This is a genomic window from Streptomyces sp. V4I23 (genome assembly GCF_030817975.1).
Lineage (GTDB): Bacteria > Actinomycetota > Actinomycetes > Streptomycetales > Streptomycetaceae > Streptomyces.
In genome coordinates this window covers 4,879,142-4,895,105 of sequence record NZ_JAUSZW010000004.1, presented here as the reverse complement: position 1 = coordinate 4,895,105, position 15,964 = coordinate 4,879,142, and the positions used below count along the sequence as shown (strand labels likewise).

Genomic DNA, 15,964 nt, shown 5'->3' with positions numbered 1-15,964 from the left:
CCGCCGAACGTAGCAATCGTCGACGTCGGCGGCTGGCAACCGATAAACACACTGAATGCTGGACAGTTGACTGCGCTGCGATCTTTGGCAAAGTCCCGGCACGCGAATCACCCGGAAGGTCCATTCCCTCAGGGCGCGGTCTCCTTCAGGATCCGGTCGGCGACCGTGGCGGCGGCGTTCGCGTCGTCGAGGTCGCAGAACACCTGGCAGAACGCCGCGTACGCCTCCTCGTGACCGGCGGTCGCCGCGGCCGGGTCGCGCAGCGCTTCGATCAGCTCGGCGCCGTCGGCGACGAGCGGCCCGGGGGCCTGCTTCTCGAAGTCGAAGTAGAAGCCGCGCAGCGCGTCCCGGTAGTGCTCCAGGTCGTAGGTGTGGAACAGCATGGGGCGGCCGGTCTGCGCGAAGTCGAACATCAGCGAGGAGTAGTCCGTGACCAGCACGTCGCTCACCAGCATCAGTTCGGCGACGTCGGGATGGCGCGAGACGTCGCGGGCGAAGCCGCCGGTGTCGGGCAGCCGGTCGCCCACCAGGTAGTGGCGGCGCACGAGCAGCACATGGCTGTCGCCGAGCGCGGCGCGTGCGGCGGCGAGGTCGAGCCGGAGGTCGAGCGCGTAGCGGCCGCCGCCCTTGGCGCGGTCCTCGCGCCAGGTCGGCGCGTACAGGACGACGGTCCTGTCCTCGGGGAGGTCCAGGCGCTCGCGGACGCTCGCGGCGACCTTGGCCCGGTCCTCGGCGTGCAGCAGGGCGTTGCGCGGGTAGCCGGACTCGACGACCTCGCCGTCGTAGCCGAAGGCGCGGCGAAGGACGGGGGTGGAGAAGCGGTTGGGCGAGACGAGCACGCTCCACTGCGCGGCGCGGGCCGGAAGAGACTCGATGTAGGGCCGGTTGGCCTGGGAGGTGCCCAGCAGGTCCCGGCCGATGCGCTTGAGCGGTGTGCCGTGCCAGGTCTGCACCACGAACTGGTCGGTGCCGCGCTCGAACCACTCGGGCAGCTGGGTGTTGGTCACGACCACCCGGGCTGTGGCCAGTTCCTCGTGCCACTCGGCGCCGCCGTGGGGGACGGCCCGCACGCCTGCGGGCAGCCCGGCCTGCTGGTCGCGCACCACCCACAGGTGCTCGAACGGGCTCTTGCGGCGCAGCAGTTCCTCATGGACGGCGCGCGGCGAGTCGGAGAACTGGCGGCCGTCGAAGCTGCTGAACAGGACGGTTTCGCGCCGGGGGCCGCCGCGCAGGGTGGCGAACCGCTCCCGCATCCGCCGCTCTGCCACACCGCCGCGCTCGCGGGCGCCGAGGACCGGGCCCGACTCCACGAGGAGCTGGTCGTGGTAGCGGCGGTCGAGCGCGAAGTCGCGCCCCCGCATGCTCCGCACGGAGGGTACGGCGGCGTGCTCGGCGAACGCGAGGCGCACGGGGGCGTAGCACGCCGGGTCGCTCTCGCCCCGTTCGCGGAAGAACAGGAACCACCGGCCCTCGGCCAGCGGCAGTTCGCCGCCGGGCCCGTCGACGGCGGCGGGGGCGACGACGGCGCGGAAGCGGCCGTCGCGCAGCTCGTGCGCGAAGACGGCCTCCTCCTGGCAACCGCTGTGCTGGAGCACCAGCTCCGGCCGCCGCAGGGCGTGCTGCGGGAAGCCGCCCTCGACGACGAGTTCGCCGGAGGGGGTCCAGGAGAAGGCGTCGACCACGGGCTGGGGGCACTGGTCGCTCAGCACGAGGTTGCCCGCCGCGCTCGCGGTGACGGCGAGCTCCCGGGCCGGGTCGCCCAGCCCGTACCGCCCGGGTGCGGTCGTACGCGGGACGGCGACGGGCACCCGGCTGCCGTCGGCGCGGACGAGGCGGACGGTCCAGGGCGAGGTGCGCGGTGCGTCGGCTCCCGCGCTCGTGAGGGCGATGTCGGCGGTGAAGGCGCCGGACGGGCCGGGGACGACGGGCACCTCGCGCTCCTCCCCCGTGTGGCGGTTGTGCAGCCGCACCGCGGTCGGGGCGGGGCCGGTGGCGATCCCCTCGATCCGCACGCCGTCGTCCGTGGCCCCGTGGGCGGTGAGCCTGGCCGCGACGCGTTCCGCCTTCAGGCGCAGCTTGTCGCCGGACAGCTCGGGAACGATGCGCAGCTCGTCGCCCACATCGTGGACGGCGGGGGCCGCCCGGCTGCCGAGCAGTCGCAGAGGGCCGCGGCGCAGCGTCCCGGCCGCGAGGATGCCGACCTCGAGGTTCCACGTGCCGGTCCTCAGCCGGGCCGGATCGACGACGGCCTCGAAGCCCGCCCGGTCGTACGGATGCAGGCTCTGGCGGGAGCCGGCGTTCGCCTCGGGCACGTCCGCGGGACGCAGCCGCAGCGGGACCACCCGTCTGCGCCCGGACCGCAGCCAGGCGAACGTGCGGGGCCGTCGCTCGCCCGCCGGGTGGTTGCGAACGTACGCGTAGCCCTTGAGGTGCAGCTTTCCGTCCCGCCACACCGCCTCGGTGATGTCGGACAGGACCGGCAGGTCGGCGGGGGCGGGCCGGTCGACGCCGCGCGGGAGGGGCGCGGTGAGCGCCGGGTATTCGGCGCGGCGGGCGCGCGGACCGCGGATGCGGAAGACGTCGCGGCCCTCCTTCTTCTCGAAGGCGAGGAGCGCGAGGAGTTCGGCGAGGCGCCGTTCGCGGACCAGCTGCCACTTGACGCGCTGGTGCAGCGCGAGCCCCTCCAGGACGGGCCGGGACACGCTGGTCACGAAGTCCCCCGCGTGCCGGAGGAAGGCTTCGCGGTAGTCGTCGTCGCCGTCGGGCAGGGCGTCCATGAAGAGCATCAGGTCACTGGCGAGAACGCTCGCCTCGTAGCGCCGGCGCGCCTCGCCGCCCAGGAGGCCGCGTGCCGCGGTGACGGAGGCGGTCCGGTCCCGCACGGCCTCCGGCCGGGCCCTGCGGGTGGTGATCGACCCGTCGCGGTCGCGCCACAGATAGACCGTGTCGTGCAGGACGTCGACGGAGCGGGCGAGGAAGTGCGCCGGGACGACGACGGGGATGTCCTCGAAGAGGACGCCCTCGGGGAAGGCGAAGGAGTTCCGGTCCCAGAAGTCCCTGCGGAAGACCTTGTTGCAGGCGATGCGGTCGTACAGCAGCGCCCAGTCCCGGGTGACGTGCGTGGCGGTACGGGAGGTCGCCATCGGCTCGCGGAACATGGGCGACTGCTGCGTCCTGCCGCCGGCCCGCAGCCGGTGGACGTTGCCGGTGGCGAAGTCGGACCCCGAGGCGTCGAGCGAGCCGACCATCTTCTCGTACGCGTCGGCCGGCACGACGTCGTCGCTGTCGACGAACGCCAGGAACTCGCCGCGCGCCCGCCCGATCCCGGCGTTGCGCGCGGCTCCGAGCCCGGCGTTCTCCTGCGAGACGAGCGTGAACCGCGGATCCTCCGCGACGAAGCGCCGTGCGATGTCACCGCTGCCGTCGGTGGAGCCGTCGTCGACCATGACGACCTCGACGTCCCGCAGACTCTGCTCGGCGAGGGAGCGCAGGCACTCCTCGAGATAGTCCTCCACATTGTGGACGGGGACGACGACGCTGAGCCGAATCGGCATGGTGAACACGTCCGTTCAAGAGCGCGGGGTTGCTGCGCAGGACAACCGGCCCACCGCCCGAGGGTCACCGCGCCCTGCGCCGAACGGGTGATCCCGGGGGCGCGCACCGGGTGCGCGTGCGCCGAGGACGGACCCGCGGTGCGCCCTGCCGGGGCGTCACGACTGCAGCGCCGCCACCGCCGCCCTCGCCAGCCCGTCCAGGTATCCCTTCGGCAGCCCGCCGCGCACCACCACCAGCCGCCAGTACAGCGGTCCCACGATCAGGTCGAGGGCCCTGTCCGGGTCCGTGCCCTCGGGGAGTTCGCCCCGTGCGACCGCTTCACGGACGACCACCGCCGCCACGCCCTGCTGGCTGTCCAGCAGGGCCGCCTTGATCGCGTCCGAGATCTCGGGGTGGCGCGCCGACTCCACCAGCAGGTCGGGGATGACCTGCGAGGCGACGGGGTGGCGCAGCGCGTGAGCCGCCACTTCCAGCAGCGCTCGTACGTCTCCGTGGAGGGAGCCGGTCGACGGTGCGGGCAGACCCTGGACGGCGACGGCCGAGACCAGGTCCAGCACCAGCGACAGCTTCGACTTCCAGCGGCGGTAGACGGCCGTCTTGCCGACGCCCGCCCGTCGCGCGATCCCCTCGATCGACATGCGCGCGAAGCCGACCGCCGCCAGTTCCTCGAAGACGGCTTTGCGGATCGCGTCGGTCACCTCCTCGCGGAGCACGGCGGCTCCTGCCGGGGCGCGGCGCGGGGTTCCGGAGTCCGTAGGCATGGCCGGAATCATACCCGTCACGACGAAACGGTTGCGTTCCGACGCGCGACCGTCCTACTCTCGCCGTAGCGACGATACGGTCCCGTTCCGTCGAAACTGCTTTCCGCCGTCACCACGAAAGCGACCCCGCGTGACCACAGCCACCGCCTCCCGGCCGTCCCCGGCCGCCCCCGCTCCGCCCACCGACCTCGCCGCGCTCGCCGCCCGCCACGGCCTGACCGTCAGCGGTGCCCGGCCCTCCCTCGGCGCGTACATCCGCCGGCTCTGGTCGCGGCGGCACTTCATCACCGCCTTCGCCACGGCCAAACTCACGGCCCAGTACAGCCAGGCGCGCCTCGGGCAGGTCTGGCAGCTCGCGACCCCGCTGCTCAACGCCGCCGTCTACTACCTGATCTTCGGCAAGCTGCTCGGCACCGGCGACGACGTCCCCGACTTCGTGCCGTTCCTCGTCACGGGCGTCTTCATCTGGACGTTCACCGCGAACTCGATCATGGCCGGCACCCGCGCCATCTCCGGCAACATCGGGCTCGTGCGCGCGCTGCACTTCCCCCGCGCCTCCCTGCCCATCGCCCTCGCCCTCCAACAGCTGCAGCAGCTGCTCTTCTCGCTCGGCGCGCTCGTCGCGATCCTGTTCTGCTTCGGCGAGTTCCCGAGGGGCTCCTGGCTGCTCGCGATCCCCGCGCTCGTCCTCCAGGCCACGTTCAACACCGGCCTGTCGATGGCCATGGCCCGGATCGCCGCCCGCACCCCCGACGTCGCTCAGCTCATGCCGTTCGTCCTGCGCACCTGGATGTACGCGTCCGGCGTGATGTGGTCCATCGACAAGGTCCTCGGCAGCGACCGGCTGCCCCACCTCGTGGCCGTCCTGATCCGGTACAACCCGGCCGCGCTCTACATCGACCTCGTGCGCTTCGCGTTCATCGAGTCCTTCACCGCCGACCGGCTGCCCCCGCACGTGTGGGCCGCCGCCCTGCTCTGGGCCGTGCTCGCAGGCGCCGGCGGTTTCCTGTACTTCTGGAAGGCAGAGGAGCAGTACGGCCGTGGCTGATCCGGCAGAGCGCGTCCCCACCGTCGTCGTCGACGGCGTCCACATCACGTACAAGGTCAACGGCGCCCGCACCGGCAGGGGCAGCGCCACCTCCGCGCTCAGCCGGATCGTCTCCCGCCGCGCCACGCCCGGTGTGCGCGAGGTGCACGCCGTCAAGGGCGTCAGCTTCGCCGCGTACAAGGGCGAGGCGATCGGCCTCATCGGCTCCAACGGCTCGGGCAAGTCCACCCTGCTCAAGGCCATCGCGGGGCTGCTGCCCACCGCGAAGGGCAAGGTCTTCACCCACGGCCAGCCCTCGCTCCTCGGCGTCAACGCGGCCCTGATGTCCGATCTCACCGGCGAACGCAACGTCGTCCTCGGCGGCCTCGCGATGGGCATGACCCGCCGGCAGATCCGCGAACGGTACGACGACATCGTCGACTTCTCGGGCATCAACGAGAAGGGCGACTTCGTCTCGCTGCCGATGCGCACGTACTCCTCCGGCATGGGCGCCCGGCTGCGCTTCTCCATCGCCGCCGCCAAGAGCCACGACGTCCTGCTGATCGACGAGGCCCTGTCCACGGGCGACGCCCGCTTCCGCCGCCGCAGCCGGCAGCGCATCGAGGAGCTGCGCGAGGAGGCGGGCACGGTGTTCCTGGTCAGCCACAGCAACTCGACGATCACCGAGACCTGCGACCGCGCGATCTGGCTGGAGGCGGGAGTCCTGCGGATGGACGGGCCCGCGAAGGAAGTCGTGGCGGCGTACGAGGAGTTCACCGGAGGGAGGAAGTGACGGCGGCGGGGTAGGCTCCCCTGCCGTCGGCGAGGGGGTCGGGATGAGGGGCACGCGTGGTCCGGAGCCGTTGCGGGACGAGGATCCGCGGGAGATCGCGGGGTACGTCCTCACGGCGCGTATCGGCGAAGGCGGCATGGGAACGGTCTTCCTCACCCGCGGCCGCGACGACGGTCTGCCCGTCGCGCTGAAGCTGATCCGCCGCGAGCACGCCGAGAACGAGAAGTTCCGGCGCCGCTTCGCCCGCGAGGTGGAGGCGGCGCACACGGTCCAGGGCCACCATCTGGTGCCCGTCATGGACCACGACGCGGACGCGGAACGCCCGTGGCTCGCCACCCGCTACGTGCCCGGCCTGCCGCTCGACGAGGCGCTCGGCGAGTTCGGGCCGCTCCCGCTCGACTGCGTCCTGCGGCTGACGGCCTGCGCGGCGCGGGCGCTGAGCGCGGTGCACGCGGCCGGGCTGATCCACCGGGACGTGAAGCCCGCCAACCTGCTGCTGACCGAGCGGGGACCGTGGCTGCTCGACTTCGGCATCGCGCGGGCCGCGGACAGCACGTCCGCGCTGACGACGGTGGGGCGGATGGTCGGGACGCCGAAGTACATGTCCCCGGAACATGCGCTGGGCCGTGCGCTGACGCCCGCGTCGGACGTGTTCACGCTCGGCCTCGTCGCCGCGGAGGCTGCGACGGGACGCCACCCGTACGGCGAGGGCGGCGGCCTGGTCGTCGCGACCCGCATCGCGGGCACGGCCCACGAGCCCCCGGACCTGAGCGCCCACCCCGAACCGCTGCGCCGCCTCCTGACGGCGACGCTCGCGCCCCGCACGGAGGACCGCCCGCCGGCCGCCGACGTGGCGTCGCTGTGCACGCCGCCCCACCACTCCCCGGACTGGCTACCGCCGTCCGTAACAGCGGCGGTCACCGCGATCCACCGCTCCACCTTCCCCCCGGACCCCCGCACATCCCCCTGGCGCTGATTCAAGCCGCCGGAACGGGTCCTCACGCGCGGGCGCGAAGCCGCCGCCGGGGCGGGGCCGTCAGGACCCGCATACCGATGGCATGCACGGCGAAGCACCCACACCTGTCAGGAAACGCACCCGCACAAGCCGGATCCGCACCGCGCCCGCGACGCGAAGCCGCCGTCCCAGTGGGCACGGCGGCGTCAACACCGCGCGCGGCGCGTGAGGGCGCCTGGCGCAAGCCAGACCCGCAGGCACGCGACGCGAAGCCGCCACCGGGGGCGTGGGGCCTCAGCCACACCTCCCACGGGGGCCTGGGGCGCAGCCCCAGTCACGGGAAGGGGCGGGGTGGGGAACACCACCCCGCCCACAGCCCTCAGCGGTGCATCCGCAGCAACTGCCGCATCGTCCGCATCGCCACCGACAGATTCGCCAGATCGAACGTGTCCGACCCCTGGATCTCGTCCAGCGTCGACCGCGCCCGCCCCAGCAGCGCCGCGTTCTTCTGCTCCCAGGCCTTGAACCGCTCCTCCGGCGTCGCGCTGCCGTTGCCCACCGACAGGACGTCCGACGTCAGCGCCGCGTGCGCCGCGTACAGGTCCTCGCGGATCGAGGCGCGGGCCATCGACTGCCAGCGGTCCGCCCGCGGCAGTTCGATGATCCGGTCCATCAGCTGGGTGATCGAGAGCCGGTCGGCGAGGTCGTAGTACACCTCGGCCACCGCCAGCGGCTCCTGACCCGTACGGTCCGCGATCGCCACGATGTCCAGCGTCGGGAACGCCGACGAGAACCCGGCCACCCGCAGTGCGACGTCCTCCGGGACACCCGCCGAGGTGAGCTCGTCCAGGATGCTCTGGTACCACTCGAGGTCCGCGCCGCGCAGCATCTTCGGCAGCGAGGCCCACACGTCCTCCACCCTCTCGGCGAAGAAGTCGACGGTCTCGGCCAGCTCCAGCGGCTGCGGCCGGTTGCCCAGCAGCCAGCGCGTGCCGCGCTCGACGAGCCGGCGCGAGTGCAGCCGGATACGCGTCTGGACATCGGCGGCGACCGTGTTGTCCAGCGCCTCCACCGCGTCCCACACCGTGCTGAGACCGAAGATCTCGCGGGCCGCGGTCTGCGCCCGCACGATCTCCTCGACCGACGCGCCGGTCTCCTCCCGCAGGCGGTGCAGGAAGGTCGAACCACCGGTGTTCACCGTGTCGTTGACCAGCACGGTCGTGATGATCTCGCGCCGCAGCGCATGCGCGTCGATCGCGTCGCCGTACTGCTCGCGCAGCGGCTTCGGGAAGTACGCGTGCAGCAGCCGGCGCAGGTACGGGTCGTCCGGCAGCGACGTACGGATCAGCTCGTCGGCCACCGTGATCTTGGTGTACGCCAGCAGCACGGCAAGCTCCGGCTGGCTGAGCCCCTTGCCGGCGTTCAGCAGCTCCCGGATGTGGCGGTCGTTGGGCAGGAACTCCAGCGCCCGGTCCAGGTGCCCGTCCCGCTCGAGGCGCCGCATGAAGCGCTGGTGGGCGTGGAGCAGGGACGGCGACTGCGTGACCGCGTTGGCGAGGGCGACGTTCTGCGCGTAGTTGTTGCGCAGGACGAGCGCGCCGACCTCGTCGGTCATCTTCGCCAGCAGCTGGTTGCGCTGCTTGACGGTCAGATCGCCGTCCGTGACCAACCCGTTGAGCAGGATCTTGATGTTCACCTCGTGGTCGGAGGTGTCCACACCGGCGCTGTTGTCGATCGCGTCCGTGTTGACCTTGCCCCCGTGGCGGTCGAACTCGATACGGCCCAGCTGGGTCAGACCGAGGTTGCCGCCCTCGCCGACGACGCGGACGCGCAGGTCCTCGCCGTTGACGCGGATCGCGTCGTTGGCCTTGTCGCCGACATCGGCGTGCGATTCGGTCGACGCCTTGACGTACGTGCCGATGCCGCCGTTCCACAGCAGGTCGACCGGCGCCTTGAGGATGGACTGCATCAGCTCGGCGGGCGTCAGCTTGGAGACGCCCGGGTCGATGCCCAGTGCCTCGCGCATCGCCGCGTTGACCGGGATCGCCTTGGCGGTGCGCGGGTGGATGCCGCCGCCGTGCGACAGCAGCTCCGTGTTGTAGTCCGCCCACGACGAGCGCGGCAGCTCGAAGAGCCTGCGCCGCTCGGCGTACGAGACGGCCGCGTCCGGCGTCGGGTCGATGAAGATGTGCCGGTGGTCGAAGGCCGCGACGAGCCGGATGTGCTCGCTCAGCAGCATGCCGTTGCCGAACACGTCACCGGACATGTCGCCGACGCCGACGACCGTGAAGTCCTGTGTCTGGGTGTCGTGGCCCAGCTCGCGGAAGTGCCGCTTGACGGACTCCCACGCGCCGCGGGCCGTGATGCCCATGCCCTTGTGGTCGTAACCGGCCGAGCCGCCCGAGGCGAAGGCGTCGCCGAGCCAGAAGTCGTAGGAGACGGCGACCTCGTTGGCGATGTCGGAGAACGACGCGGTGCCCTTGTCGGCGGCCACCACCAGGTAGGTGTCGTCCTCGTCGTGCCGGACGACCTGCGCCGGCGGAACGACCTCGCCCGCGACCATGTTGTCGGTGATGTCGAGCAGCGCCGAGATGAAGGTCCGGTAGCAGGCGATGCCCTCGGCGAGCCAGGCGTCGCGGTCCACGGACGGGTCTGGGAGCTGCTTGGCGACGAAGCCGCCCTTCGCGCCGACCGGCACGATCACGGTGTTCTTGACCATCTGCGCCTTGACCAGGCCGAGGATCTCCGTACGGAAGTCCTCGCGCCGGTCGGACCAGCGCAGACCGCCTCGCGCGACCTTGCCGAAGCGCAGGTGCACGCCCTCGACGCGCGGCGAGTACACCCAGATCTCGAAGGCGGGGCGCGGGGCGGGCAGGTCCGGGATGGCCTGCGGGTCGAACTTCATCGACATGTAGCCGTGCGGCCCGCCGTCTTCCGTCTTCTGGAAGAAGTTGGTGCGCAGCGTCGCCTTGATGACGGTGAGGAAGGAGCGCAGGATACGGTCCTCGTCGAGCGAGGCGACCTGGTCGAGCGCGCCGTCCAGCTCCTCCAGCAGGCCGTCGGTCAGCTCGGTGCCCGCACGCTGGCGCTCCGGCGACATCCGGGCCTCGAAGAGGGAGACCAGCAGCCGGGTGGTGTGGACGTTGTTGCGGAGGGTGTCCTCCATGTAGTCCTGGCTGAAGGTCGAGCCGGCCTGGCGCAGGTACTTCGCGTACGCGCGCAGCACCATGGCCTGGCGCCAGCTCAGCCCGGCGCCCAGCACCAGGGAGTTGAAGCCGTCGTTCTCGGCCTGGCCGGTCCACACCGCGGCGAACGCGTCCTGGAACCGCTCGCGGGCGTCGTCGGCGAGGTAGTCGCCGTTGCCGTCGGACTTCGGCATGCGCAGGCCGAAGTCGTAGATCCACGCGTGGGTACGGTCGGCGCAGCGCAGCTCGTACGGACGCTCGTCGATCACCTCGACGCCGAGCCGGTTGAGGACCGGCAGCACGGCGGAGAGGGAGACCTGGTCGCCGATCCGGTAGATCTTGAAGCGGCGCTCGCCCGGCGCGGCGACCACCGGCTCGTACAGGGAGAGCGCGAAGTCGCGGCCGGAGCTCGTGACCTGCTCCAGGTTGACCAGGTCGGCGACGGCGGAGCGCGGCGAGTGGTCTGCCTTGTAGCCCTCGGGGAAGGCGTTGCTGTACTTGCGCAGCAGCTCGGCGGCGCGCTCCTCGCCGGTCTCCGCGTTGAGCGCCTCGGCGAAGCCGTCGGCCCAGGAGCGGGCGGCCTCGACCAGCCGGGCCTCGATGCGCTCCTTGTCGGCGTCGGTGAGGTGGGTCAGCTCGGTGCCGGTCGCGACGCGCACGACGAAGTGGAGCCGGGTGAGCACCGACTCGGTGCTCATGAGGGTGAAGTCGACGCTGGTGCCGCCCAGCTCCTCCTTGAGGATGCCGGTCAGGCGCTCGCGGACGGTGGTGTTGAAGCGGTCGCGCGGCAGGTAGACGAGGGCCGAGTAGTACCGCCCGTACTCCTCCTGGCGCAGGTACAGCCGCAGCCGGCGGCGCTCCTGCAGGTAGAGGACGCTGGTGACGATCTCGCGCAGTTCGTCGGGCGGGGTCTGGAACAGCTCGTCGCGCGGGTACGTCTCCAGGATCTGCAGCAGGTCGCGGCCGTCGTGACTGCTGGGCGCGAAGCCGGCGCCCTGGAGGACCTCGTCGACCTTGCGGCGGATGACGGGGACGCGGCGCACGGACTCGGTGTACGCGGCGGAGGAGAACAGGCCGAGGAAGCGGCGCTCGCCCACGACGTTGCCCTCGGCGTCGAACTTCTTGACGCCGACGTAGTCCAGGTAGGACGGCCGGTGCACGGTGGCACGGCTGTTGGCCTTCGTCAGGACGAGCAGCTTGTGCTCACGGGCCTTGGCCCGGGCGTCGGCGGGCAGCCTGCTGAACGAGGGGCTGACCGGGTGCGCCTCGTCCTCGCTGTGGTGGGGGTCGGAGCGCAGGATGCCGAGGCCGGTGCCGGGGACGGCGGCCAGCGCGTCGGAGTCGGTGAGCTCGTACTCGCGGTAGCCGAGGAACGTGAAGTGGTCGGCGGCGAGCCAGCGCAGCAGCTCGCGGGCCTCCTCGACGTCCTGCTCGCGCAGGTCGTCGGCGGTCGGCTCGTTCGGCAGCTCGTCGGCGATGCGCAGCGCGCTGTCGCGCATCTTCTCCCAGTCCTCGACGGCCTCGCGGACGTCGGACAGGACGCGCAGCAGGTCGGCGGTGATCTGCTTCAGGTCGGCGCGGTCGGTCTCCCGGTCGATCTCGACGTGGATCCAGGACTCGACCAGCGCGTCGTGCGGCAGGCCCTTGGCGCTCGGCTCGGCCGGCAGCACCTCGATGAGCTTGCCGGTCACATCGCGGCGGACGACGACCTGCGGGTGGATCACGACGTGGATGCCGCGGCCCTGCCGGGAGAGCTCATTGGTGACCGAGTCGACGAGGAAGGGCATGTCGTCGGTGACGACCTCGACGACGGAGTGGCTGCAGGTCCACCCGTTCTCTTCCACGGTCGGGGTGTGGACCCGGACGTTCGCCGTGCCCTGGGGGCGGTTTTCGGCGAGCCGGTAGTGGGAAAGTGCCGCACCGAAGACATCGACCGGGTCACGGTCGGTGAGGTCCTCGGGAGCAGTGTGCAGGTAGTAGCGCTGGAGGAACGAGAGCACGGTGTCCCGGTCGGGACGCTTCCCCTGCTCGGCCCCAGTCGGAAGGTGCCCCCCGACCGGGCTGTTCTCAGCTACCCGGGCAGCCCGTGCGAGCAGCTCGGCCTTGGCTTCGTCCAGCTTGGTCTGCATGTCCTCTGGCTCCTGTCGCGCGCCGTTGCGTGACGTAGGTGAAAGATGCTGCGACGCAACGCCACGACGCGGGGTGTCCGGTCGCAGTCGACGTTATGCCGCGATGAGAGATGTCCGATCCGCTTTCAGCCGATTCAGGCGGGAAGGCCGGACAGAGAAGATCAGGTATCGCCCGGGCACGGTGGCGCTCCGGGCGCAGGCCGGGGGCTTCGCTGCCCCCACGGCGTATCGCGCTGATCACGCCCCCAGGCTATCGCCCCTGACCCCCGAACCGTCATGAGCCGTATGTGTACAAAAGAGGGCCCCGAAGTTTGACACTCTGGACAGCGACACAGGCCCTTCTGGCAACCACTCACCGGGAGCAGCCATGACCACGAAGATCCTCATCGTCACCGGGGACGCCGCCGAGTCGCTCGAAGTCCTCTACCCCTACCAGCGGCTGCTGGAGGAGGGGTACGAGGTGCACATCGCGGCCCCCACCCGCAAGAAGCTCCAGTTCGTCGTGCACGACTTCGAGCCGGGCTTCGACACCTACACCGAGAAGCCGGGCTACACCTGGCCCGCCGATCTGGCCTTCTCCGAGGTCGACACCGGGGCGTACGCCGCCGTCGTCATCCCCGGCGGGCGTGCCCCGGAGTACCTGCGCAACGACGCCGAGCTGCGCAAGATTCTCAAGGCCTTCTTCGACGCGGACAAGCCCGTGGCGCAGATCTGTCACGGTCCCCTGCTCACGGCGGCGATCGGCGGCATGGAGGGCCGCCGCGTGACCGCATACCCCGCTCTGGAACTCGACATGCAGGCGGCCGGAGCGTCGTTCAAGGACTCGGAGGCCGTCGTCGACGGCACCCTCGTCTCGTCGCGGGCATGGCCGGACCACCCGGCCTGGATGCGCGCGTTCCTCGAAGTGCTGCGCGAGAAGGCGCCCGTCACGCGGGACTGACCGGCGGGCGTACGCCGCCGCCCGGCCCCGGTCGGGCGGCTACGCCGCCGTCACGAGCTCCTCCGCCACGGCCACGGCCTCGTGCAGCGAGTCCACCACCGGCACCCCCGCCTTCTTCAGACTGCCCCTGCTGTGCGATCCGCCCGTGTAGAGCACGGCCTTCGCCCCGACGTGGCCCGCTGCCACGGCGTCGTCCACCGCGTCACCGATGACCACGACGCGGTCCGGCGTCACGCCCTCCAAGGCGGCCAGATGGCGCACCATGTGCTCCGCCTTGCCCGTGGTCGAGGCGCCGACGCGCCCGTCCACCCGGACGAACCGCTCCTCGATGCCGTGCCGGCGCACGATCGGTATCAGATGCTCGTGCGGGGCCAGGGACAGCAGCGACTGTGTCAGACCGGACTGCTGCCGTCCCGCGAGCAGCTCGGCAGCGCCCGCCGCCAGACCGCACGCGTCGGCCCTCGCCCAGTAGTGCTTGTGGAAGGCGGCGTCCATGACGAGCCACTCCGCGTCCGTGGGCAGTCGGCCCATCAGCCGCTCGTAGAAGCGCGGAACGGGCACGCAGTACAGCTCGCGGTAGCGCTCGAGCGTGATCTGCTCGAGCCCTGTCTCCGCGAAGGCGGCATTGGTCGCCTCGATGACCGCGGCGATGTCGTCGAGCAGTGTGCCGTTCCAGTCCCACACCAGGTGGGCGCTGTGGTGCCCCGAATTCCCCATGCCGAGAAACGGTACCGGCCGGGTACGACAACGAGGCTCCGGCCCCCGTCTCAGCCCACGATGTTCGGGATCTCCTGCACGCCGTACCAGAGCAGCTCGTGGTCCTCGGCGCCGTCGACGGTGAACCGGGCGTCGTCGTCCCCGTGGTCGGCGGCGCCGAGCGCGTCCACCGCCGCGGTCACGTCGGGCACGGCGTCGTCGGCGTCGACATGGACGGCCGCGGCCTTGGACATGGGCACGGCGGCGGCGATACGGACCTCGCCGAGCGCGCTCGCGTCGAGGACCTGGTCGGGATCGGCGACCGCGTCCTGGTCGCGCACGTCGACGGCGACGACGACGCGGCGGCGGGGGGCGTCGGGGGCACCGGCCAGCAGGCGCAGGGAGGCGGCGGCGGCACGGCTGAGCGCCGCGTACTCCAGCTCCTCGATGTCGTCGGACACGTACCACTCGCGCAGGCCCGGGGTGACCGCGTACGCGGACAGCGGGCCGGGGCCGAGCTCGCCCGTCTTGTGCGCCTCTGCGAGACCGGGAAGGGTCAGGGGGACGTAGACGCGCATGGCTGGCCGCTTTCGTAGTCGGAAATGCGCCCTCAGGATACGTGCGACGTCCCCCTTCGGGGGTCCGCCCGCGCCTCTCAGGGCGTCCACCGCGCGCACTTTCGGCACGGCGTGCGCGCAGGCGTGCCATGGGCCGGTCCACCCTGATAGGTGATCCTTCCCGGGCAGCCGACAGGAGGGCCGGGGTTGTTGCAGCCGGTCCGGGCGCGCCGTACAAGTTCCCCGTCGAAGCTACTTCCCGGTATCCCCTTGGGAACCAGGCACATCGGGGGCGATCTGCATGGACAGGACCCGGCCCGCGGGCCGACGCGACCAGCGAAGGCCCGCCGCGGCGGCGGCCACGGCGCTGACCCGCGCACGAGGCAGGCAGCACAAACCGCACTACTGGTTCGCCGACCGCCTGCTGGCGGTCCTGAGCGGCCAGCGCCCGGTGCACTGGATGCTCGGGCACACGATCGGCGAGGCGTACGAGCAACTGGTCCACCTGGCCCCGGGAGCGCCGCTGCGCCCGGCGGACCGCGTGATGCCGGTCGTCCGCCACTGCGGCGAGTTCCACCCGGGCCCGGGCGTGATCGAGGCATTCGCCCGCATCGGCTCGGGCGACCGGGTCAGCGCGATGGCGTTCCGCCTGGAACAGGGCTCGGACCGCCGCTGGCGCTGCGCAGCGGTGGAACTGGGCGGCGAACGCAACACGGCGGAGGGCCGCGCCTGACCCGGGCGGGCTGGGCGACGGGCGCGGCCCGCCCGCTGGGGCGGGCGACTGGCCCGCCGCCCCACCCACCCGGGCCGCAGGCCGACGCGAACGCACGCACGTGCCGGCGCAGCCAACCGGCTCCGGGCCGCATGCCCGCTGCTGGAAGCGCGGCCGCACGTCCGGGGCACGTGGCCACCAGGCCGGATGGAGCGAGTGCGGGCGCGACCGGTCGGGACGGCCGCCGATCCACCCTGGGGTGGACACGGCGGCGGTCCGATCCAGTGGGGCCACAGGCCGATGCGGGCGCGGGCACGCGTCCGCGGCATGCGGCGGCCGCGGGTGGACACGGAAGCAGCCATCCCGCAGGGCGGCTGGGCGGCCGCGGCCTGCCACGGGCGTGTCCGCGGCAGGCGGCGCCCGCAGGTGGACACGGAAGCAGCCCGCCCGTAGGGGCGGCCGCGGCCCGTGGGCGACGGCCACCTCGCCCCTGGTGGGCACGGTGGCCCCGCGCACTGGGGACCGCGTGCCAGCCGCCCTACGGCGCTGCGCAACTGCAGGCCGCGCCTTGGGACGAGGGTGCAACCCGCCGCTGGACTGGTTCTCCAGGCGGCGCGCGGTGCAGATGCCACTCCGCCCAGGTGCGGCGCAGGG

10 protein-coding genes are annotated in these 15,964 nt (G+C 72.1%); 5 read left to right on the top strand and 5 right to left on the bottom strand.

Annotation, left to right across the window (positions count from 1 at the left end):
• Positions 1 to 128: 128 nt before the first annotated feature.
• On the bottom strand, positions 129 to 3,554 hold the full coding sequence (locus QFZ82_RS24550; protein WP_307715214.1) for a bifunctional glycosyltransferase/CDP-glycerol:glycerophosphate glycerophosphotransferase: 3,426 nt from the start codon (positions 3,552 to 3,554) through the stop codon (positions 129 to 131).
• A 156-nt stretch (positions 3,555 to 3,710) separates the two neighbouring features.
• On the bottom strand, positions 3,711 to 4,328 hold the full coding sequence (locus QFZ82_RS24545) for a TetR/AcrR family transcriptional regulator (protein ID WP_307717828.1): 618 nt from the start codon (positions 4,326 to 4,328) through the stop codon (positions 3,711 to 3,713).
• A 118-nt stretch (positions 4,329 to 4,446) separates the two neighbouring features.
• Here QFZ82_RS24545 and QFZ82_RS24540 point away from each other — a divergent pair, with 118 nt between their 5' ends.
• Genes QFZ82_RS24540 through QFZ82_RS24530 form a run of 3 tightly spaced genes read left to right on the top strand, consistent with a single transcriptional unit; the run spans position 4,447 to position 7,112 of the window.
• A complete protein-coding gene (locus QFZ82_RS24540) occupies positions 4,447 to 5,364 on the top strand; it encodes an ABC transporter permease (RefSeq protein ID WP_307715213.1) in 918 nt (305 codons plus the stop codon).
• The gene (locus tag QFZ82_RS24535; protein ID WP_307715212.1) at positions 5,357 to 6,136 is read left to right on the top strand and encodes an ABC transporter ATP-binding protein; all 780 of its coding nucleotides are present in this window, start codon (positions 5,357 to 5,359) and stop codon (positions 6,134 to 6,136) included. Before QFZ82_RS24540 ends, QFZ82_RS24535 begins: the two co-directional genes overlap by 8 nt.
• 43 nt (positions 6,137 to 6,179) lie before the next feature.
• Positions 6,180 to 7,112, top strand: coding sequence for a serine/threonine-protein kinase (locus QFZ82_RS24530; protein ID WP_307715211.1), 933 nt, complete (start codon positions 6,180 to 6,182; stop codon positions 7,110 to 7,112).
• A gap of 358 nt (positions 7,113 to 7,470) precedes the next feature.
• Here the strand turns inward: QFZ82_RS24530 and QFZ82_RS24525 are convergent, their stop codons facing one another.
• Positions 7,471 to 12,405, bottom strand: coding sequence for an NAD-glutamate dehydrogenase (locus QFZ82_RS24525; protein WP_307715210.1), 4,935 nt, complete (start codon positions 12,403 to 12,405; stop codon positions 7,471 to 7,473).
• A gap of 367 nt (positions 12,406 to 12,772) precedes the next feature.
• On the opposite strand from QFZ82_RS24525, the gene QFZ82_RS24520 reads away from it, so the two are divergent.
• Positions 12,773 to 13,345 carry a DJ-1/PfpI family protein gene (locus tag QFZ82_RS24520; protein WP_307715209.1) on the top strand — a complete coding sequence of 191 codons (573 nt, stop codon included), beginning with the start codon at positions 12,773 to 12,775 and terminating at the stop codon, positions 13,343 to 13,345.
• A 39-nt stretch (positions 13,346 to 13,384) separates the two neighbouring features.
• Here the strand turns inward: QFZ82_RS24520 and QFZ82_RS24515 are convergent, their stop codons facing one another.
• Together QFZ82_RS24515 and QFZ82_RS24510 are read right to left on the bottom strand one after the other, a co-directional pair.
• Positions 13,385 to 14,062, bottom strand: coding sequence for an HAD family hydrolase (locus QFZ82_RS24515; protein WP_307715208.1), 678 nt, complete (start codon positions 14,060 to 14,062; stop codon positions 13,385 to 13,387).
• A 50-nt stretch (positions 14,063 to 14,112) separates the two neighbouring features.
• Positions 14,113 to 14,619: a hypothetical protein gene (locus QFZ82_RS24510; RefSeq protein ID WP_307715207.1), complete on the bottom strand. Its 507-nt coding sequence runs from the start codon at positions 14,617 to 14,619 to the stop codon at positions 14,113 to 14,115.
• Between the two features lie 280 nt (positions 14,620 to 14,899).
• Between QFZ82_RS24510 and QFZ82_RS24505 the strand changes: the two genes are divergently transcribed.
• A complete protein-coding gene (locus tag QFZ82_RS24505) occupies positions 14,900 to 15,331 on the top strand; it encodes an Rv3235 family protein (protein WP_307715206.1) in 432 nt (143 codons plus the stop codon).
• Positions 15,332 to 15,964: the final 633 nt, after the last annotated feature.